Raw genomic sequence first — 18,812 nt, 5'->3', positions numbered from 1 at the left:
CAGCTTAACGACGTTAAGGCCACTCTTGCGACCGAGGGAACTTAACAGCGTTAAGGAGAACGATCATGACGGTACGGACCGATGTGCTGATCGTGGGTGCGGGCCCCACCGGCCTCACCCTCGGCATCGACCTCGCACGGCGCGGAGTGGACGCGCTGGTCGTCGAGCGGGCCGACAGGCTCTTCCCCGGATCGCGCGGCAAGGGCATCCAGCCGCGCACGATGGAGGTCTTCGACGACCTGGGCGTGCTCGACGCGATCCACGCGGCGGGCGGCAGCTACCCGGTCGGGGTGATCTGGCAGGACGGGAAGCGGGCCGGCGAGCACCGGATGTTCGACCCGGCGGAGGTGACGGACGACTCGCCGTATGCCGAGCCGTGGATGGTGCCGCAGTGGCGGACGCAGGAGATCCTGTTCGGCCGGCTGGAGGAGCTGGGCGGGAAGGTCGCCTTCGGCCGGGAGGTCGTCGGTGTGACGCAGGACGCGGAGGGCGTGACCGCGCACTTCGCGGGCGGCGAGAGCATCCGTGCGCGGTACGTCGTCGCCGCCGACGGTGGCCGTTCGGTGCTGCGGCGGGCCCTCGGCATCGGCATGACCGGGGAGACCGTCGACCCGAACCCGATCCTGGTGGCGGACGTCAGGATCACGGGCCTGGACCGCGACAACTGGCACATCTTCCCGCCGCGCGGGGAGGGCGACGGCTTCCTGGCCATCTGCCCGCTCGCGGGTACGGAGGACTTCCAGGTCGTGGCCCAGTTCGCGGAGGGGGCGTCGGTGGACGTCTCCCTGGAGGGCATACGCAAGGTCGTCGCGGCTCGGTCCCACCTCGCCCCCGAGGACGTGACCGAGGTGCGCTGGGCCTCGGACTTCCGGCCGCGGGCGGCGCTGGCGGACCGGTTCCGGGACGGGCGGGTGTTCCTCGCGGGGGATGCCGCGCACGTCCACTCACCGGCCGGGGGGCAGGGGCTCAACACCAGCGTGCAGGACGCCTACAACCTGGGGTGGAAGCTGGGGGCGGTGCTGCGGGACGGGGCGGACGAGGCTCTGCTGGGCACGTACGAGGAGGAGCGGCGGGCCATCGCGGCGGACATGCTGGGGTTGTCGACGAGCGTGCATCGCGGGGAGGTGCGGCGCGGGGAGGCTACGCGTCAACTGGGGCTGGGGTACCGGGAGTCGAGCCTTACGGAGGAGACGCGTAAGACGCCGGGGGCGGTGCGGGCCGGGGATCGGGCGCCGGACGGGGTGGTGGAGGACGTACGGCTGTTTGACGCCTTCCGGGGACCGCACTGGACGGTGGTCGCGGTGGGCGGCGCGGAGGCGGCCGGGCTGCCGGATACGGTGCGGGTGGTTCGAGGGGGCCGCGCGCAGGAGGCGTACGGCACCGGGTTGTTCCTTGTGCGGCCGGACGGTTATGTGGGGTGGGCCGGGGACCAGGCAGCCGGGGTCGTGGCCTACCTGGGCCGGTTCGGGGTTCGCTAGTCGTCGCCGTCGAGGAGGGTGTCTACGGAGAGGTCGAGGGTGACGCCTACGGACTCGGGGAGGGGGACCGACTCGCCTCGCTTGTAGCGGAGGGGGGCGGGGTACTTGCCGTCGGACGGTTCGGTGTAGAGGAGGACCTCGTCGTGTCGGCGGTCGGCAACAAGGTAGACGGGGATGCCGGCCTCGGCGTAGATCTCGACTTTGTTGGCCGTGTCATCGGCCCAGTTGGAGGAGGTCACTTCCAACACCATGCGGAACACGTGTGGGGCATAGCAGTTCTTCTGCACGAGTGCGTCCGCGATGTCGGCCTCGACAACGGACAAGTCCGGAATCGCGTAATCCGCCGGACCAGTCGGCAGCCACAGGCCAATGCCTGGACGAACCTTGATACCCGCCTTCTTCGCCCCGGCCTGCCGGATCTCACAGCCGATTTCGAACACCGCCCCCTGATGCGGCTCATCTGGCGGCGGTGTCACGATGATGCTCCCTCGAAGGATCTCGACGCGGTGTCCGGGCAGCCAGCTGGAGACACGGTCGGCGGCCTCAGCGATCGTCATCTCGCGCTCTATCACAGCCACGGCAACCTCCTTTCGAGGGCACTCTCCACGAGCGTAACCGGGAATGGGTCAACTCCGCCCATGATCACCCGTACGGATTAACCGCCCAGCTCAGAAAGCATCCGACGGCACGTAAGTCCCCCAAACCCCCCGCAACGCGTTGCACACCTCACCCACAGTCGCCCGTGCCCGCAGCGCTGCCTTCATCGGGTACAGCACGTTGTCCTCCCCCTCGGCAGCCTTCTTCAGGGCCGCCAGCGCCGAGTCCACCGCCCCCTGGTCCCGTTCCGCCCGCAGCTTCGCGAGTCGCTCCGCCTGCTGGGCCTCGATGGCAGGGTCGACGCGGAGCGGCTCGTAGGGCTCCTCCTCGTCCAGCTGGAAACGGTTGACGCCGACCACCACCCGCTCACCGGAGTCCGTGTCCTGGGCGATCCGGTAGGCGTTGCGCTCGATCTCGCTCTTCTGGAAGCCGTGCTCGATGGCCGACACCGCACCGCCGAGATCCGCGACCTTCCGCATCAGCTCGACCGCCACCGCCTCCACGTCGTCGGTCATCTTCTCGATGACGTACGAGCCCGCGAACGGGTCGACGGTCGCCGTCACGTCCGTCTCATAGGCCAGCACCTGCTGCGTACGCAGGGCCAGGCGGGCCGACTTGTCCGTGGGCAGCGCGATCGCCTCGTCGAAGGAGTTCGTGTGCAGGGACTGCGTGCCGCCGAGCACCGCCGCCAGACCCTGCACCGCGACCCGGACCAGGTTCACCTCCGGCTGCTGAGCCGTCAGCTGCACACCCGCCGTCTGCGTATGGAACCGCAGCATCCACGACTTCGGGTCCTTCGCACCGAACTCCTCACGCATCACCCGGGCCCAGATCCTGCGCGCCGCACGGAACTTGGCCACCTCCTCCAGGATCGTCGTCCGGGACACGAAGAAGAACGACAACCGCGGCGCGAAGTCGTCCACATCCATGCCCGCCGCCACCGCCGTACGCACGTACTCGATGCCGTCGGCCAGCGTGAACGCGATCTCCTGCGCCGGAGACGCCCCCGCCTCCGCCATGTGATAGCCCGAGATCGAGATCGTGTTCCACCTCGGGATCTCGGCCCTGCAGTACTTGAAGATGTCCGCGATCAGCCGCAGAGACGGCTTCGGCGGGAAAATGTACGTCCCGCGCGCGATGTACTCCTTCAGCACATCGTTCTGAATCGTCCCCGTCAGCTGATCCGCGCTGACCCCCTGCTCCTCCGCCACCAGCTGGTACAGGAGCAGCAGCAGCGCCGCCGGCGCGTTGATCGTCATCGACGTCGACACCCTGTCCAGCGGAATCCCGCCGAACAGCACCCGCATGTCGTCGATCGAGTCGACCGCCACCCCCACCTTGCCGACCTCACCATGCGCGATCGGCGCATCGGAGTCATGGCCCATCTGCGTGGGCAGATCGAACGCCACCGACAGACCCATCGTGCCGTTGGCGATCAGCTGCTTGTACCGGGCATTCGACTCCGCCGCCGTACCGAAACCCGCGTACTGACGCATCGTCCACGGCCGACCCGTGTACATCGACGGATACACACCACGCGTAAAGGGATACGACCCCGGCTCGCCCAGCTTCCCCACCGCATCCCAGCCCTCCAACGCCGACGGCCCGTAGACCGGCTCGATCGGCAGGCCGGACTCCGACTCGCGCGCCATCGTGTGTGCCTCCGCATCGCCGTGGTTGTTACCCGCCAGTACACACGACCTTGCTCACAGGGCCGTTCACTTCTGTGTCCAACCATGCCGCGTAGTTCGCAACCGGTCACCCGCGGGGAACATCTCAAGTGACATCAGGGCGGTCAGCCCGGCGGGGTGGCCGCGGTGAGACGACGGGGGCCGGGATGCGTACCAAGGGCATGGGGAGATCAACCGCGGTACTCGCCGCGGGCGCCGCGCTGACGGTGCTGTGCGGCTGTACGGTGCAGGCCTCGGGCGAGGAGCAGCGCTCGCCGGTGCGCGTCGAGCTCCCGAGCGGCACGCCGTCCCCGAAGTCCGCCCCGCCCGACGACAAGCCGAGCGCCGAGCCCACGCCGGCGGCGCCCGCCGTGCTGTGGTCGCGGGGCGACGAGGGCCGTGACGTGCGCGAGCTCCAGGCCCGCCTGCGTCAGATCGCCTGGCTCTTCGACGGGCCGACCGGGACGTACGACGATCTGACCGAGCAGGCCGTCCGGGGCTTCCAGGGCAAGCGCGGGCTGCCGAAGACCGGGAAGACCGACGAGGTCACCTGGCAGCGGCTGCTGAAGATGACGCGCGAGCCCGGCAAGTGGGACCTGTACCTGATGGGCGGGCAGCCCGCCGACGCGCCGGACGCGCGGTGCATGACCGGGCGGGTGCTGTGCATCAGCAAGTCGAGCCGGACGCTGCGCTGGATGATCGACGGGCGGTCGGTCCTGACGGTGCCGGTGCGGTTCGGGTCGCAGTACACACCCACGCGGGAAGGTGTGTTCAGCGTCTACTGGAAGTCCCGGCACCATGTGTCGACGCTCTATGACTCACCTATGCCGTACGCGATGTTCTTCAGCGGCGGCCAGGCGGTGCACTACTCGTCCGACTTCGCGGCCACGGGCTACGGCGGCGCCTCGCACGGCTGCGTCAACGTACGGGACGAGCGGGCGATCGCGGAGATGTTCGACCAGGTGAGGACCGGCGACAAGGTCGTCGTCCACTGGTGAGACGCGGGGCGCGGATGAAGTGGGGCGCGGGCGGGACCGGGGGAACGTGTCCCGCCCGCGCCAATGCACGAGCCGCAGGTACGGGGGGAACCCCGGCTCTGTGCGAGGGCCGATGACCAGTCGGCTCACTCAGATCAGCGCCGCCGCGGCCGAAAGTGTCACTCCCGACGCGAAGAATTTTCCAGGAATCACAAAACCGCAGGTCAGAGGCGTGTGACGGAAGCGGCTACGACCGACTCCAGCGTGGGCAGCGCAGTGCGGCCCGACAGGAGGCCGACCACGTCGTGGCCTCCGCCCTTGCCCCGGTCCCGGTCTCGGTCCCGGTCTCGGTGGTCGTCGTCGCCCTTGTCTTTGCCGTCTTTGTCCTTGGTCTTGCTCTCGTCGTTTTCCCGGCCGTCGTCACCCTTGCCGTCATCCCCCAGCGAGCCGGCGCTCTCGCCGACGCCGGTCAGGACGCTTCTGCAGTACTTGCGCACGGTGACGGAACCGCCGGCCGCGCTCTCCAGGGTGCGGCGGCGGTCGACGGACAGCTGCTTGCCGTCGCGCAGGTCGCGGCAGGACGAGGTGACGGTCCGCCACCAGCCGCCGGAGCGTTCGTCGCGGCCCGGGGCGGCGGTTTCGTGACCCGGGGCCGGGCCACCGGGTCCCGTGTCCTGGGTGCTCCCGGAGTCGGTGGGGGCCTGCGAGCCGCCGTCGGGCGTGGGCACGCCCTGCGCACCGCTCTCCGGCGAGGGCGAGATGAGCGGGCGTTTCGGCACCGGCGCCGAAACCGAGGCGGCCGGGCGGCCCCGCTCGTCGCGGTCGAACGGCGTCGGCAGGACTCCGGTTCCGGCCGCGACGGCGACCCCGCCGACCATGCCGACGGCCAGCGCGGCGGCGAGACCGAGCCGTACGGGACGGGCCCAGTGGGGGCGCCGGGCGGCGCGGACGGGGGCGCCGATGCGGACGAGCCCGACGTCGGAGCCCTGGGAGGCGTGGGAGCCGGAGCCGTGGCCGACCGTCCCGGGAGCGTCGGCCCGCTCCGCGCGCGCCGCGCGGAACGCCGCCAACGCGGCGGCCTCTCCGGGGAGTTCCGCGCTGCTCAGCGGGGGTTCGACGGTCAGGGACTCAAGTGTCTTGGCGAGCTGTTCGGCCTGGTCGCGGTCGGCCGCGTCGACAGCTTCGAGTGACTCTCCGCGCAGCAATCGCTCCGCAGTTTCGCGGTCCAGCCACCTGTACTGCTCGTCGGCCATCACACATCCTTCTGCGTCCGCGTGACGCTTTGCGTCACACTCGCAGACGTCACCGCACGGTCGCGGGTTCCTCGCTGGGGAGGCAGGGCGTCGAGGACCCCAGCCGATTCCGGATCGTCGCCGAGCAGCTCGGCGAGCCGCTTCAGGCCCCGGTGCGCGGCGGTCCGTACGGCACCCGGGCGCTTGCCGAGCGTCTCCGCGGCCGTCTTGGCGTCGAGCCCCACGACCACGCGCAGGACGACGGCCTCCGCCTGGTCCTGCGGCAGGCGCGCGATGAGGGAGAGGGTGCCGTCGGTGGCCAGGGCCTCCATGGCCTCGCCCGCGGTGTCGGAGTCGGCGGCCTTCCCGGTCAGCTCCGTCTCGTCGCCGCCGATGGCGGGGCGGCGGCCGCGCATGCGTATGTGGTCCAGCGCGCGGTTACGGGCTATCCGGGCGGCCCAGCCGCGGAAGCGGTCCGCGTCCCCGCTGAACCGCTCCAGGTCACGCGCTATCTGCAGCCATGCCTCCGACGCGACGTCCTCGGCGTCGGGGTCGCCGACCAGCGTCCGTACGTAACCGAGCAGCCGCGGGTGCACGGAGCGGTACACAGTCCGGAACGCGGTCTCGTCCCCGTCCTGTGCCGCAAGCACCGCGGCCGTCAGCTCCGCGTCGTCCCCCAGCACTAGGTACCTCAATTGATGGTTGCGGTTTCAAGACCGCAGGTCGTTGCGGTGGTCATACGCCCTCCGCGTCCGGCGCGAAAGGCACGTTACGGCCTGAAAGAGCCGCACGTCCATGTCCGTACAAGATGCAACTACCCAGGACACCGCGATGTCCGCGCCGGGGTGTGACACAAAACGCAGTCATGGCGCTGTAGAGAGTACGGGCCGCCGCGCGGCCCGTCCGCGCGACGGCCGGGGCCTCTCCTGTGGGGGGTGGCGGCCCCGGCCGTTGCCTCGGCCGAGGACGTCAGTGCGACGACAGTCCGACATCAGTCCGATGTCAGTCCTGCTTCCCGGCCTTCTCGGCGGCTTCCTTGCCGGACGTGTTCTCGTCGCTCGGCCCCCGGTCGGTCAGGCCCTGGTCGCTCGGGCTCTGGTCGCTCGGGCCCTGGCCGCTCGGGCCCTGGTCGTTGCCGGTGGCAGCGCCCCCGTCAGCCTTCTGGGTCGGCTCGTTCTTCGCCGCCGCCGCCAGTTGCTCGGCGCAGTACGCGGCCACCTTGTCCTCGCCGCCCGCTGCCGTGACGAGCCGCTGCCAGGCCGTCGAGTCCAGCACGTTGCCGCGGCCCTCGACCTGCTTGTAGGCGCGGCACCTCGCCTCGGTGTCCTGGGCGGTGGCCGGATGACCGGGCTTCCCGGAGGCGGCGTCGGACGCGGCAGCGGACGACTCGGCGGCCGGCAGACCGGGAGCGCTGTTCGACGGGGTGGGCCTGCCCTTGTCGTCGGCGGGGGCGTCCGAGGAACCGGACGAACCGATCGCGGCGAACGCCGCACCGCCCAGCGCGAGGCTCGCGATGAACAGGGAGAGCGTGGTCTTCACCGAGCGCGCGAGGCGCCGTTGCTCACGGGGCCGCCAGTCGTCCCGGCGCCGGGTGCGCGCCCGGTGCGCCCCCGCGGCCCGGGCCGCCCGGAACGCGGCCACGGCGCGCTGCTCGCCCTCGGCATCCACGCGGTGCCCGCGCAGTACGGCGGCGGAGAGCAGCGCCTCCAACGCGGCGCCGTCGAGCGTCATGGTCGGGCCGGACGCGTGGCCGGGCCGGTGGCCGGCCAAGTCGCCGGCAGCCTTGCCGTCAGGGTGCACACGCCGACGGCCGGTGGACCCACCGCCGCTCTGCCGTTCACCCATGTCCGCTTCCCGTTCCTGTCCGAGCTGATCCGTATGCGGCCTACGTGATGCACGTGTCGTACGTGATCTACGTGACCTTTGTGACAGCTGTGACTCACAAGCTCGTAGAGCCTGTACGTCCCTCACGCCCCGTATGACTCACCGCGCACACCGCTTCGCCTCGGCGAGGCGCCGATGTCGCGCTCTGGCCGTCGCCGTCACGCTCACTGTTCATTTCGATTCCCCCAGCGTCCGGGGGCCGTCTTCCGTCACACCTTCGCCGGTCGCACCTTCGACGCCCAGCTGCTTGGCCAGGCGCTTCAGCCCCCGGTACGCGGCCGTGCGGACCGCGCCCGGGCGCTTGCCGAGGACGCGTGCCGCGGCGGGGGCGTCGAGGCCGACGACCACGCGCAGCAGCACCGCCTCGGCCTGGTCCCGCGGCAGCCCGCGGACCAGCTCCAGGGCGCGCTCCGTGGAGATCGACTCCAGCGCCTGGTCGTACGTGCTGTACGCACCGGGCAGGTCCAGTACGTCCTGTTCCAGCGCCGACGAGCGGGGCCGTACCTTCAGCCGGCGCAGATGGTCCAGCGCCCGGTGCCGGGCGATGGTCGCGCTCCAGCCCCGGAACCCGGCCCCGTCGCCCTTGAACCGGCCGAGGTCCCGGGCGATCTCCAGCCAGGCGTCGGACGCCACGTCCTCGGCGTCGTCCCCGACCAGGCCACGCAGGTACCCGAGCAGTCCTGGCTGCACCAGCCGGTACGCGACCGCGAAGGCGGCCTCGTCACCTTCCTGCGCCCGCGCGACGGCCGCCCCCAATTCCCCGTCGTGCGCGTGCACGCGGCGGGGTTCCCCTCCTTGGCGCAAGAACTGTCCTCGTCCGTACCGGTTCGCGGCGAATCCGTACCCCGCGGTACGGCCACCCTTGCCCACGTCCCTCCACGGTCAACAGCGCCCGGCCGCACAGAAGTGTCACAGGGCGACCGGGATACAACCCTTGCCGCTCATCGGGAGTCAGAGACGCCGTAACGAGGCAAGGGCCTTCGCACAGCCCCGCCCCAGGCATGGCATACGATGCGCGCGACCCTCATAAAGATCACATAAGAGGATGTACACGCCATGTCGATCCTTAGACCCCGCCGTTCCCTTCGCGGCATATCCGCCGCCGTCGCCCTGCTCGCGATCGGCGCGGCAGGGTGTTCGGATGTCTCGGACGCCGTCGACAGCGCCAAGGACGGCGCGAAGAAGGTGGCCCGCCAGCGCTCGGTGTTCTCGCTGGAGATCGGGGACTGCTACAACCCCAACAACAAGGGCGAGGGCGAGGAGGTCCTCGTCGAGATCGTGCCCTGCGCCGAGGGCCACACGGGTCAGGTCGTCGCCGATTTCAAGATCGACGAAGGGACCTCGTACCCCGGCGACGACGCGATCTCGGCGATCGCCGACAAGCGGTGCCCGGCCGAGGCGGGGAAGTTCGCCCCGGACACCTGGGCGCTCCCCAAGGGCGTCGCCATCTTCTACTACACCCCGACCAAGGAGAGCTGGGCCACCGGCGACCGCGCCGTGACCTGCACCTACAACAAGGAGTCGGGCACGTTCACCGGCTCGCTGAACGCCGACGCGAAGTCCTTGAAGCCCGAGGCGAGCACGTATCTGAAGGGTTCGAACGCCGTCTACGACGCCCTGTGGGCGAACCAGTCCGACAAGGACGTCGAGGACGACCTGGCCGCCTACAAGGCGCAGGCCAAGGCTGTCGCATCCGCCCTGGACGCGCACCTCGCGGGCCTGAAGGGCATCGAGGGCGCGGAGGTCGGCAAGCTCCGCGAGCAGCTGAAGAAGACGGCCGGGCACTGGAAGGCGGCCGCGAACGCCGCCGACGCCGACGCCTTCTACATCGCCTACGACCCGGCCTTCACCGGCATCGACCCGAACAAGACGGTCGCCGCCCGTAAGGAACTGGGCCTGGCCACCACCGTCCCGGCCGACGAAGCCGAGGTCTGGGCGGCCTGACGCCCGTCGGACCAGCGGGGCCGCGTCCACCGAGGACCCGGCCCCGCCTTCTCCTGCTCATGGGCAGGTCACCCCGTGTGTCGACGGCAGTGGTGCGGCGGTCGGGCACCGCGGCGGGCCGCGGCGGTCGGGCACCGCGGCGGGCGCTCGTGTCAGTGAGTGACAGTTCCGGTCGTGTGTGCGCTGTGTGCAGATGCCACCTGTGTGACAGGTGAGGCGACCGTGACCATTTCCTAGGGGTGGGCCAGTTGAGTCCTCGCAGGACCCATGCGTACCAACCGCTCAGTCTCAAGAGACGTGCGTGGCTGACGGTGGGAGCCGTCGTGCTGAGCGGTGCCGGCGTCGTGACGTACGCGATCGCGGATCCGTCCGCGCCGGCCGACGCCAAGCGGGACAGCCGCGAGCCGTCGGTCCACACGCTCAAGCTCCAGGACCGCGGCTCGGGTCGCCGGGGCCTGGACAAGCGGGGCACGGACCGCTTCAGCGCGGTCGTGCTGACCTGGAACGACCCCGACGCGAAGGCCAAGGGCACGCCCGAGGTGCGCACCCGGGACATCGAGAGCGGCGCGTGGTCGGGCTGGCAGAAGGTCACGCTCGAGCCCAGCCAGGCGGACGGCGCCGAGGGCGCGCGGGCCGCCCTGCGCGGCGGTACGGAGTCGGTGTGGACCGGTGACTCCGACGGCATCGAGGTGCGCCTCGTGAACGCGGACGGCACCGAGGCGGGCGGCCAGCCGACCGGCATGGACGTCAAGCTGATCGACCCCGGCACGGACCCGAAGGGCGCGTTGCAGCCAGCCGCCTTCGCGGCGGAGGAGACCACGGCGCCGGCAACCGAGACCCCGGTACCGACGGACCCGGCCACCTCCACCGAAACGGTCACGCCGACCGACCCGGCCACGCCCACCGGCACCCAGGAGCCCACGGGCGCCCCGACGCCCACGGCCTCCCCGACGGTCACCGAGACGCCCACCGCGTCGGCGTCCCCGACCGCCTCCCCCTCCCCGACCTCCACCGTCCCCGCGCCCCGGCCCTCGACGGTCGTCAAGCCGCCGGTCATCACGCAGGCCGAGTGGGGCGCGTCGACGGACTACGACGGCACGCCGGAGTACGGCACCGAGATCAAGGCCGCCGTCATCCACCACACGGGCGAGGACAGCGACAACACCCTGTCCTGCGGCGAGTCCCGGGCCCGGATGCGCTCCATCCAGCAGGCGCACTTCTCCCGCGGCTACTTCGACGTCGGCTACAACTTCGTCGTCGACAAGTGCGGCCAGATCTTCGAGGGCCGCAGCGGCGGCATGGACCTGCCGGTGCGAGGCGCGCACGACATCGGCTTCAACACCGACACGGTCGGCATCTCGTACATAGGCAACTTCGAGACGGCCAAGCCGAGTCGCGCCGCGATGGACGCGATCTCCCGGATCGTGGCCTGGAAGTTCGGGATGTACGGCATCGACCCGACCGGCAAGGTGACGCTCACCTCGGGCGCGGAACAGGGCGTCGACGGCAACAAGGTCCCGATGGGACAGTCGCTCACCCTGCCGCGGGTCTTCGGCCACCGGGACACCAACGCCACCGCCTGCCCCGGCGCGAACCTCTACTCCAAGCTCACCCGGATCGCCCAGGTCGCCAAGACCCCGGGCATCTCGCACGCCCTGGCCACCTCGGACCTCAACCGGGACGGCATCACCGACCTGGTCACGGGCACGCCCCGCGCGCTGAGCAACGGCGGCACCCTCACCGTCGTCCCGGGCGGCATCGACGGCCCGGTCACCGCCTCGAAGCGGACGCTCACCCAGAACAGCACCGGCGTCCCCGGCTCCCACGAGTCCGGCGACAACTTCGGCGCCGCCACCGCATGGGGCGACGTCAACGGCGACGGCTACGCCGACCTCGCGATCGGCGCGCCCGGCGAGGACGACACCAGCGGCCACGCGGACCGGGGCTCGGTCACGGTGCTGTACGGCCCGGGGCTCGACACCGGCTTCACCTACACCACGTCGGGCAGTGTCACGGCGACCGGCGCCAAGCTCGGCTCCACGGTGACGGTCGGCGACTTCAACGGCGACGGCAAGGCGGACGTGTTCGCGGCCGGCACCGGCAAGGGCGGCAACTGGAACGCGAGGCTGACCGGCGGCGCCACGGCGACCGGCACCCTGACCTCCGCCACGGGCGCCGTCGCCTACCTGGACGCCGCGACCGGCGACTTCAACCGGGACGGCTACGCGGACGTCGCCCTCAACTACCGCGACACCGGCGGCATCGGCCGCGTGGTCCGCTTCGCGGGCTCGGCGACCGGCCTCACCAAGGCCGGCGTGATCTCCGTCAAGGGCGGCCGCTCCCTCGCCGCGGGCGACGTCAACGGCAACGGCTACGACGACATCGTCATCGGCCAGCCGGTGGCGTCCGAGTCGGGCGGCAGGTCCGGCGGCCAGATCACCATGGTCCCCGGCACGTCCACCGGCTTCACGACCACCGGCATGACGACGATCCACCAGGACACGACGAACGTCCCCGGCGGCGACGAGTCCGGCGACAACTTCGGCGCCTCGGTCTCGGTCGGCGACTACAACGCCGACGGCTACGCGGACGCCCTCGCCGGCGCCCCGGGCGAGGACTTCCCCCGCAGCGGTGTGAACCAGTCCAACGCGGGCGACGCGATCCTGGTCAAGGGCACGTCCTCCGGCCTGACCGGCACGGGCTCGCTCCTGGTCTCCCAGGACACGTCCGGCGTCGCCGGCGCGGCGGAGACCGGCGACCTGTTCGGCTCCTCCGTCTCGCTGACGGACCTGTCGGGCTACGGCCGGTCCGACCTGACGTTCGGCGCGGAGGGCGAGGACGGCACGGACGGCATCGTGCTGTACCTCCCGAACAACAGCACGGGCCTCGGCTACACCCAGGCGGTCATCTACAGCAAGACCACCCTGGGCACCCCGACGGACGCCCACCTGGGCCAGACGCTGACGCCGTAACCCGTCGAGAGCCTCGTCATCCGTCGAGAGCCTCGTCACCCGCCGAGGACCACCTGACCCGGCCGGGACCCCGCCCATTCACAGGGTCCCGGCCGAGTCATGTCACGGGGTACGGCCCGGGTCGCGCCCATGCCGTCGCCTACCGTCGCCTACCGCCGCGACTCCCCACGCGTCGCGTCCCGGCACAGCAACCGCAGCGAGCCGTCGCCCGCGAAACACCGCCGCGCCTCTTCGATCGGGTCCCACAGCCGTCCGTCGGGCGTGCGGATCCAGAAGTCGCCGCCCGACGTCCACCACTCGGCGCCGGTCTGACGGGCGATCACCTCACCGGCGTACGCGCCGAGACCGCGCAGTACGTTCTCCACGGCGGCGAACGGCGTGCCCTCGCCGCGCAGCCCCTCGATCATCCGGTCGACCCGCCACAGGCTCTGCGCCGAGTAGTCGAGCCGCAGCCGCGCCCCCTCACGCATCGTCGCCACCGCGTCCGCCGCCCACCGCACCGGCTTCGAAGCGGCTGGGGGCCTGGTTTCCTGCTGAGTCGTCACATTCTTGAGAGCGTGCCCGAACAGGGTTTCGTCACCCGGATCCGAGGGCTGCCCGGGACCGGTGCAGGACCGCCGCACCTCCACCCCAGCACAGGCACAGGACTCCCTCAGGAACCAGGTTTACGCGGCAGTCCGGGTTGACGCGAGAGTGACGCTTCGCCGCTCCCGTGCGCTCCAGTCACTGATGAGCATGTACTTCCATCTCCGCGCGGTGCCGCCCCCGGCGCTGCGCAACAGCGCGACCTGGTTCCAGCGCCTCTTCGAGGACGACTGGGACACCGTGCGGGAGCGGATCGGCCGGCATCGAGAGGAGGTGCTCGACAAGCTGTACGGCGAGGTCGAGCTCCTCTACTGCGGCATCCCCCCGAACCACGCACCGGAAGGCCCCCGCACCCATGTGGTCATGGGCGGCCGCCCGGTGTTCCACACCGGCTCGTCCCTGCCCCCGTTCCTGCTGCTCACCGCGTCCCAGGTGACCGGGGTCGCCGAGTACCTGAAGGCGGCCGACTTCGACGACCTGTGGCGGCACGCGCGCGTGCAGCTGCTGCGGCCGTACGGCGCGCCGGACGCGGAAGCCGAGATGCGCGGCCTCTTCGCGGCGACCCACCGCGACCTGACCGCCTTCTACGCGCAGACGGCCGACTACGGCGACGCGGTGGTGAAGTGGCTGATGAGCTGACGGCCCGGGAGGGACCTGGCGGTCACGGGCGTGCGTGGCGTCAGGCCCTCCCCCGAGCCCGCCGCGACACCACCGCCCGCAGCACGCGCCGCCCTTCCGTCGACACCTCCAGCGCCCGGCGCAGTCCACCCGCACCGTGCTGGGCGAGGAGCTCCAGGACGCTCACCTGGCGGCGCAGCTCGGCGGCGACGAGCGGCGACATGCCCGGCGCACGGCCCTCGACGGCAGCCCCACCCGCCCGAACGGAGTCGAGAGCCCGAGGCAGGGCATCGGCCGAGGTCGCCTCGCCCTCCGCGGGATCGAGCAGCCGGTGTATCTGCAGCGAGGCGACCGAGCAGGCGTCGGCCCATATGCGTGCCTCGGGGGCGGACCGTACGGCAGGAGCGGCGGCCAGCATCCGCCGGGCGAGCAGCGCGGCCTCGTCCTCGACGTCCTCGTCGTCCACGACCTCCGCGATGCCCAGCTTCGCGCGCACCTGGTCCAGCAGTTCGCCCCACGCGGCCGGGTCCCCGCCGGCCGCGAGGTTCGCCCACAGCGGCCGCAGCACCTCGTCGTCACCGCCCAGCAGGGGCACACACCGATCCAAACAAGCCAACCCGCTGGCGGCCAGTCCGCGTTCGTCGGCCTGAGCGATCAGTTCCACCAGGCTCATCCACGCCTCCCTAAGCGGGTCAGTCATGAGGGTCGGGGCCCCCGCACAGGCCCCTGGGAAGGCTCCTTCCTTAACGGAGCCCGCACTTCCCCTTACTGCGTGCAACGGCCCGTGAGTGTCACAGGGGCACGACGCCGAGCCGGTCGAGCAGCCGGAAGAAGAGGTTTTCGGCCATTGGGTCCGCTTCAGCGGTGAGTACGTCGATCAGCGACTCGGCGTTCACCTCGTGCCCGGCCTCGGCGGCCCAGGCGACGGCCCGCTCGGCGGCGTCAGGAGGTTCGAGGAAGTAGTCCTCGACCGTGAGCCCGTCCTCGCCGAGGTACCCGGCCATCGCGTCGCGTGCCAGGCAGGTCGTCCACGCCCCGTTCTCGGGCGCCGCGGCCTCCACGACCACGCAGTCGCTGTCCATGACGTACCCGAAGAGCGCGGGCGCCCCGGTCTCGCGGGCCAGGGCGTTCATGCTCCCGACCTCGCCCTCCCCGCTCGGGTACTCCCACACCTGCCACCCGCCCGGCGCCTGATCGCGCAGGGTCATGCCCTCGGCGCCCGCCAGCGCGTCCAGCTCCGCCAGCGGCCGCTCGCCGCGGCCCACGACGAAGTACCCCCAGTAGCCCATCCCGGTTCCCCCTGGCTGCTCGGTTCGGCTCGGGCCGAATACACCACAGTCGTACGCGGGTTCGCAGCCGTATGGGCCAAATCCACGGCTCAGCTGAGCCGGTCGGCGAGCGCCCTGAACTCCGTCCAGGACAGCTCCGGCTTCCCCGCGTCCCACAGCTTCTGCACCGTGGCCCGCAACGGCATCCGGATCCCGGCCGCGACCTGCGCCTGAGTCTGTGCGTTGGAGAGGTCGCACCACACCGCGAAGGACCCGCCCAGGATCTGGTCGTCGTAGGCGGCCGGCACGGCCGCCGTCCCCCGCACGACCCGCGGCGTCCACTGCTCGTAGATCCGCTCGCCCGTGGGATAGACGAAGGTCTGCGGCTGCCCGAGCACGTAGTACAGGAACTCGTCATTGTAGTTGATCAGCTCACGCCCGGCCTTCAGATACTCCACCGGCACCCGCGCACCGATCTCCTTGCCCGTCCAGTACGCGACCTGGATCTCCTTGTCCGGCTGCACGGACGAGTCGCGGAAGAACCCGTCGTTCCAGGCGCGGGGGAGCCGGTCGTGGGCCCGGACGGTGTCGGCGCGGTCGTTGAGCCACCCGGTGGTCAGGTCGGCGACGGTCCCGCCGGAGCCGTAGGCCTCCCGCGCGGCGGCGGCGAGCTGCGGATAGGTCGCCTCCGGGTCGGACACGGTCAGCGCCTGGTACTCGTCCCCGCCGAGATGCCACTGCCCGCCGGGAAAGAGACCGACGTACTCGTTGAGCAGATCGTCGACGATCGCGGCGGAGTCGGGGTCGGAGATGTCGATCGCCCCGCGCGTGGCGACTCCCGACACGTTCCGCAACTGCAGCTCCGGGTGCGCGGCGATGACCGCCCCGAGATGCCCGGGCGAGTCGATCTCGGGCACGACGGTGATGTGCCGGTCGGCCGCCAGCTTGACGATCTTCCTGACCTGGGCCTTGGTCAGATGCTGCTGGGACACGATCTCGGGATGCGAATCGGACTCGATCCGAAACCCCTGGTCGTCGGAGAAGTGCAGCCCCAGCTGGTTGAACTTCAGGTCCCCCAGCTCCCGCACCCGCTCCTCGATCCAGTCGGCGGTGAAGTGCTTGCGGGCGATGTCGAGCATGAACCCGCGCACGGGCTTGGCCGGCTCGTCCCGCACGACCCCCTCCGGCGCCGTACCCCCGCCGTGCACCTCCTGCTTGAGCGTCCGCGTCCCGTAGAAGACCCCCGCCTCACCCGCCCCGCTGATGGTCACCCGCCCACCGCGCACGGTCATGGTGTACGACTCCGGGTCCGCGCCTTCGTCGTCGTTCAGCGCCAGCCGCAGGTCCCCGGCCCGCACGTCGTCCTTCTCGCCGGCGTACGTCAGCCCCAGCTCACTGGCGACGAGCCGCCCCTCGTCGGCGAGCTCCGCGTCGCTCACGACGACCCGCTCCCCGCGCGCCGGACGCCAGCCGGGCCCGCGGGCGGCGGTGTGGGAGGTCACGGCCGGGATGGTGCGGGGGGCCTTCGAGAGCGGGTACGACCGGGTGGGCTTCGGAGTCGGGCTGGCCTTCTTCCTCGGCGCGGAGGGCGAAGCGGCCTCGGACGTGCCCGCGGCCGACCTCCCCTGCTGCGACCCGGCCGACCCTCCGTCGTCGCCGGTGGCCAGGAGCCCGAGGCTCACACCGGCGGCGACCGTCACGACGACCACTGCGACGATCAGCACCCACGTCTGCTTCAGCGCCCGCTTCGCCGGAGCCCGGCGCCTGTGCTTGTGCTGGCTCACGGCGCCAACCTAGGCCCTGGAACCACCCTCAGGCGTCCACCACACGTTCCGAAACTCTCCCGTTCGGCTGAAATTCGGGCATCCGTCGGACACCTCACGCCCACACTCGGTAACGTGGCGCCACTCCTGCCCCAGAATCCCCTGCCGAAACCCACGTGACGCCCACACACCTTCCTGGCCCAGTCGCCATACCGTCGCTGCCCGAGCAGACCCGAACTCCACCGTCCCCCACCGCGCTGGAGTCCTTCAACACTGCCCCCGCCGACGAAATCCTGCGAATTCTCCGAACCTGCCTCCGCAGCCCCCGCTGGGCCACCCGCATCGCCGACCACCGCCCCTACCCCGACGTGGACTCCCTGTTGGCGGCTTCGGACGAGGCGGCGTACGACCTGGCACCGGCTGATCTGGCGGAGGCACTGGCAGGAGAAACGTTGCCTGTACTGCCGGAGGGGGCGTACGGGGCGGCGTATACGGCCATGAGTGCCGCGAATGCTGCATACGAGGCGAGGTTCGGCCACGCGTTCGTCATCTGCCTGGACGGCCTGGCACCGAACGAGGCCCTGGACCACGTCCTCGCAGGCATCCGATCACGATTGACAAACGATCCGGAAGAAGAGCGAGTCCTTGCGGCAGAGGAACTCCGGCGCCTTGCAAGAGCACGGCTGGTCGACTCCCTAGGGGCGCGGGGAACAGCGCGACCAGCCCCAACGGCGCCGCACTCGGCAAATAACCGCACACACCGCCCAATTAGCCGCCAATAACCCATCCGCGTGCCAGTTTGATCACATACCCCGGCCCCCAGTAAGCGCCGCAGGCAACCGTGGATACGATGCTGGGGGCCGGTGGACCGTACCCGGCCGGGCCCGACCGACAGCACAAGCCGGCGCGGCCCCAATCCCCGCTCCCGGAGGACTTCCGTGCCGGCTGGAACGCTGTACCGCGGCCGGGAAGGAATGTGGTCCTGGGTGGCTCACCGAGTCACCGGCGTCCTCATTTTCTTCTTCCTGTTCGTTCACGTGCTGGACACTGCTCTGGTCCGTGTCTCCCCCGAGGACTACGACAAGGTCGTAGCCACGTACAAGACGCCGATCGTCGCGCTGCTGGAGTACGGCCTCGTCGCCGCCATCCTCTTCCACGCGCTCAACGGCCTGCGCGTCATCGCCGTCGACTTCTGGTCGAAGGGCCCGCGCTACCAGAAGCAGATGCTCTGGTCCGTCGTCGGCCTGTGGGTCGTGCTGATGCTCGGGGCGATCTACCCCGTCCTCGGCCACGCCGCTCGTGAACTGTTCGGGAGCTGACGCACATGTCCACTGCTGAAACGACCGCGACCGGTATCGGCCCCGTCGAGGGCGAGTCCCTCTACAACGTCGACAACCCGGCTCCCTTCATCGAGGCCCCGCGCAAGCGCACCAAGAAGACCCCGAAGTCCACGCGGGGCAACTTCGAGATGGCCGCCTGGCTCTTCATGCGCCTGTCCGGCGTCGTGCTGGTCGTCCTGGTCCTCGGCCACCTGCTGATCCAGCTCGTGCTGGACGGCGGCGTGTCGAAGATCGGCTTCGCCTTCGTGGCGGGCCGCTGGGCGAGCCCCTTCTGGCAGGTCTGGGACCTGCTGATGCTCTGGCTCGCGATGCTGCACGGCGCCAACGGCCTGCGCACGGTCATCAACGACTACGCGGAGCGCGCGAACACCCGCCTGTGGCTCAAGGGCCTGCTCTACACCGCCACGGTGTTCACCATCCTGCTGGGCACGCTGGTGATCTTCACCTTCGACCCGAACATCCGCTAGGCACGGGGCTGAGGTAA

General features: G+C 70.8%; 18 protein-coding genes. 8 read left to right on the top strand and 10 right to left on the bottom strand.

Annotation, left to right across the window (positions count from 1 at the left end):
- The first annotated feature begins 65 nt into the window (after nucleotides 1-65).
- On the top strand, nucleotides 66-1,478 hold the full coding sequence (locus tag PBV52_RS30310; RefSeq protein WP_274242658.1) for an FAD-dependent oxidoreductase: 1,413 nt from the start codon (nucleotides 66-68) through the stop codon (nucleotides 1,476-1,478).
- On the opposite strand, the gene PBV52_RS30305 is transcribed toward PBV52_RS30310, so the two are convergent.
- Both PBV52_RS30305 and PBV52_RS30300 read right to left on the bottom strand, forming a co-directional pair.
- On the bottom strand, nucleotides 1,475-2,056 hold the full coding sequence (locus PBV52_RS30305) for a Uma2 family endonuclease (protein ID WP_274242656.1): 582 nt from the start codon (nucleotides 2,054-2,056) through the stop codon (nucleotides 1,475-1,477). The two genes, PBV52_RS30310 and PBV52_RS30305, sit on opposite strands and share 4 nt — an antisense overlap.
- Before the next feature lie 90 nt (nucleotides 2,057-2,146).
- Nucleotides 2,147-3,727 (bottom strand): methylmalonyl-CoA mutase, encoded by a 1,581-nt coding sequence (locus PBV52_RS30300; protein WP_274242654.1) that lies wholly within the window; start codon nucleotides 3,725-3,727, stop codon nucleotides 2,147-2,149.
- A gap of 185 nt (nucleotides 3,728-3,912) precedes the next feature.
- Here PBV52_RS30300 and PBV52_RS30295 point away from each other — a divergent pair, with 185 nt between their 5' ends.
- Nucleotides 3,913-4,743 (top strand): L,D-transpeptidase family protein, encoded by an 831-nt coding sequence (locus PBV52_RS30295; RefSeq protein ID WP_373921925.1) that lies wholly within the window; start codon nucleotides 3,913-3,915, stop codon nucleotides 4,741-4,743.
- 203 nt (nucleotides 4,744-4,946) lie between these two features.
- On the opposite strand, the gene PBV52_RS30290 is transcribed toward PBV52_RS30295, so the two are convergent.
- The 4 genes from PBV52_RS30290 to PBV52_RS30275 form a co-directional block, all read right to left on the bottom strand.
- A complete protein-coding gene (locus PBV52_RS30290) occupies nucleotides 4,947-5,975 on the bottom strand; it encodes a hypothetical protein (RefSeq protein WP_274242653.1) in 1,029 nt (342 codons plus the stop codon).
- Entirely contained in the window at nucleotides 5,975-6,637 is a 663-nt protein-coding gene (locus PBV52_RS30285) for an RNA polymerase sigma factor (protein ID WP_274242652.1), read from the bottom strand. The genes PBV52_RS30290 and PBV52_RS30285 overlap by 1 nt, the downstream gene beginning before the upstream one ends.
- 319 nt (nucleotides 6,638-6,956) lie before the next feature.
- Complete coding sequence (locus PBV52_RS30280) at nucleotides 6,957-7,799, bottom strand: hypothetical protein (RefSeq protein ID WP_274242651.1); 843 nt, start codon at nucleotides 7,797-7,799, stop codon at nucleotides 6,957-6,959.
- A 210-nt stretch (nucleotides 7,800-8,009) separates the two neighbouring features.
- Nucleotides 8,010-8,642 carry an RNA polymerase sigma factor gene (locus PBV52_RS30275; RefSeq protein ID WP_274242650.1) on the bottom strand — a complete coding sequence of 211 codons (633 nt, stop codon included), beginning with the start codon at nucleotides 8,640-8,642 and terminating at the stop codon, nucleotides 8,010-8,012.
- Between the two features lie 252 nt (nucleotides 8,643-8,894).
- Here PBV52_RS30275 and PBV52_RS30270 point away from each other — a divergent pair, with 252 nt between their 5' ends.
- Both PBV52_RS30270 and PBV52_RS30265 read left to right on the top strand, forming a co-directional pair.
- Nucleotides 8,895-9,782 carry a septum formation family protein gene (locus PBV52_RS30270; RefSeq protein ID WP_274242649.1) on the top strand — a complete coding sequence of 296 codons (888 nt, stop codon included), beginning with the start codon at nucleotides 8,895-8,897 and terminating at the stop codon, nucleotides 9,780-9,782.
- 323 nt (nucleotides 9,783-10,105) lie between these two features.
- Nucleotides 10,106-12,754 (top strand): FG-GAP-like repeat-containing protein, encoded by a 2,649-nt coding sequence (locus PBV52_RS30265; RefSeq protein ID WP_274242648.1) that lies wholly within the window; start codon nucleotides 10,106-10,108, stop codon nucleotides 12,752-12,754.
- Between the two features lie 149 nt (nucleotides 12,755-12,903).
- Here the strand turns inward: PBV52_RS30265 and PBV52_RS30260 are convergent, their stop codons facing one another.
- Nucleotides 12,904-13,299: a hypothetical protein gene (locus PBV52_RS30260; protein WP_274242646.1), complete on the bottom strand. Its 396-nt coding sequence runs from the start codon at nucleotides 13,297-13,299 to the stop codon at nucleotides 12,904-12,906.
- Nucleotides 13,300-13,489: 190 nt separating this feature from the next.
- Between PBV52_RS30260 and PBV52_RS30255 the strand changes: the two genes are divergently transcribed.
- On the top strand, nucleotides 13,490-13,978 hold the full coding sequence (locus PBV52_RS30255) for a DUF1877 family protein (protein WP_274242645.1): 489 nt from the start codon (nucleotides 13,490-13,492) through the stop codon (nucleotides 13,976-13,978).
- A 40-nt stretch (nucleotides 13,979-14,018) separates the two neighbouring features.
- Here the strand turns inward: PBV52_RS30255 and PBV52_RS30250 are convergent, their stop codons facing one another.
- The 3 genes from PBV52_RS30250 to PBV52_RS30240 all read right to left on the bottom strand — a co-directional run bounded on the left by PBV52_RS30250 (nucleotide 14,019) and on the right by PBV52_RS30240 (nucleotide 16,949).
- Nucleotides 14,019-14,630: a hypothetical protein gene (locus tag PBV52_RS30250; RefSeq protein WP_274242644.1), complete on the bottom strand. Its 612-nt coding sequence runs from the start codon at nucleotides 14,628-14,630 to the stop codon at nucleotides 14,019-14,021.
- Nucleotides 14,631-14,748: 118 nt separating this feature from the next.
- Nucleotides 14,749-15,246 carry a hypothetical protein gene (locus PBV52_RS30245; protein ID WP_274242643.1) on the bottom strand — a complete coding sequence of 166 codons (498 nt, stop codon included), beginning with the start codon at nucleotides 15,244-15,246 and terminating at the stop codon, nucleotides 14,749-14,751.
- An 89-nt stretch (nucleotides 15,247-15,335) separates the two neighbouring features.
- The gene (locus PBV52_RS30240) at nucleotides 15,336-16,949 is read right to left on the bottom strand and encodes a glycoside hydrolase family 20 protein (RefSeq protein ID WP_274249680.1); all 1,614 of its coding nucleotides are present in this window, start codon (nucleotides 16,947-16,949) and stop codon (nucleotides 15,336-15,338) included.
- Nucleotides 16,950-17,164: 215 nt separating this feature from the next.
- Between PBV52_RS30240 and PBV52_RS30235 the strand changes: the two genes are divergently transcribed.
- From PBV52_RS30235 to PBV52_RS30225, 3 genes are all read left to right on the top strand, one after another.
- A complete protein-coding gene (locus tag PBV52_RS30235) occupies nucleotides 17,165-17,770 on the top strand; it encodes a 2-oxo-4-hydroxy-4-carboxy-5-ureidoimidazoline decarboxylase (RefSeq protein WP_274242642.1) in 606 nt (201 codons plus the stop codon).
- 192 nt (nucleotides 17,771-17,962) lie between these two features.
- Nucleotides 17,963-18,307, top strand: coding sequence for a succinate dehydrogenase, cytochrome b556 subunit (gene sdhC / locus PBV52_RS30230; protein WP_062702336.1), 345 nt, complete (start codon nucleotides 17,963-17,965; stop codon nucleotides 18,305-18,307).
- A gap of 5 nt (nucleotides 18,308-18,312) precedes the next feature.
- A complete protein-coding gene (locus PBV52_RS30225; RefSeq protein WP_274242639.1) occupies nucleotides 18,313-18,795 on the top strand; it encodes a succinate dehydrogenase hydrophobic membrane anchor subunit in 483 nt (160 codons plus the stop codon).
- Nucleotides 18,796-18,812 lie beyond the last annotated feature (17 nt).

This window comes from Streptomyces sp. T12, from assembly GCF_028736035.1.
In the GTDB taxonomy this organism is placed as follows: Bacteria; Actinomycetota; Actinomycetes; order Streptomycetales; family Streptomycetaceae; genus Streptomyces.
This window is presented reverse-complemented; position numbering and strand designations above follow the sequence as displayed.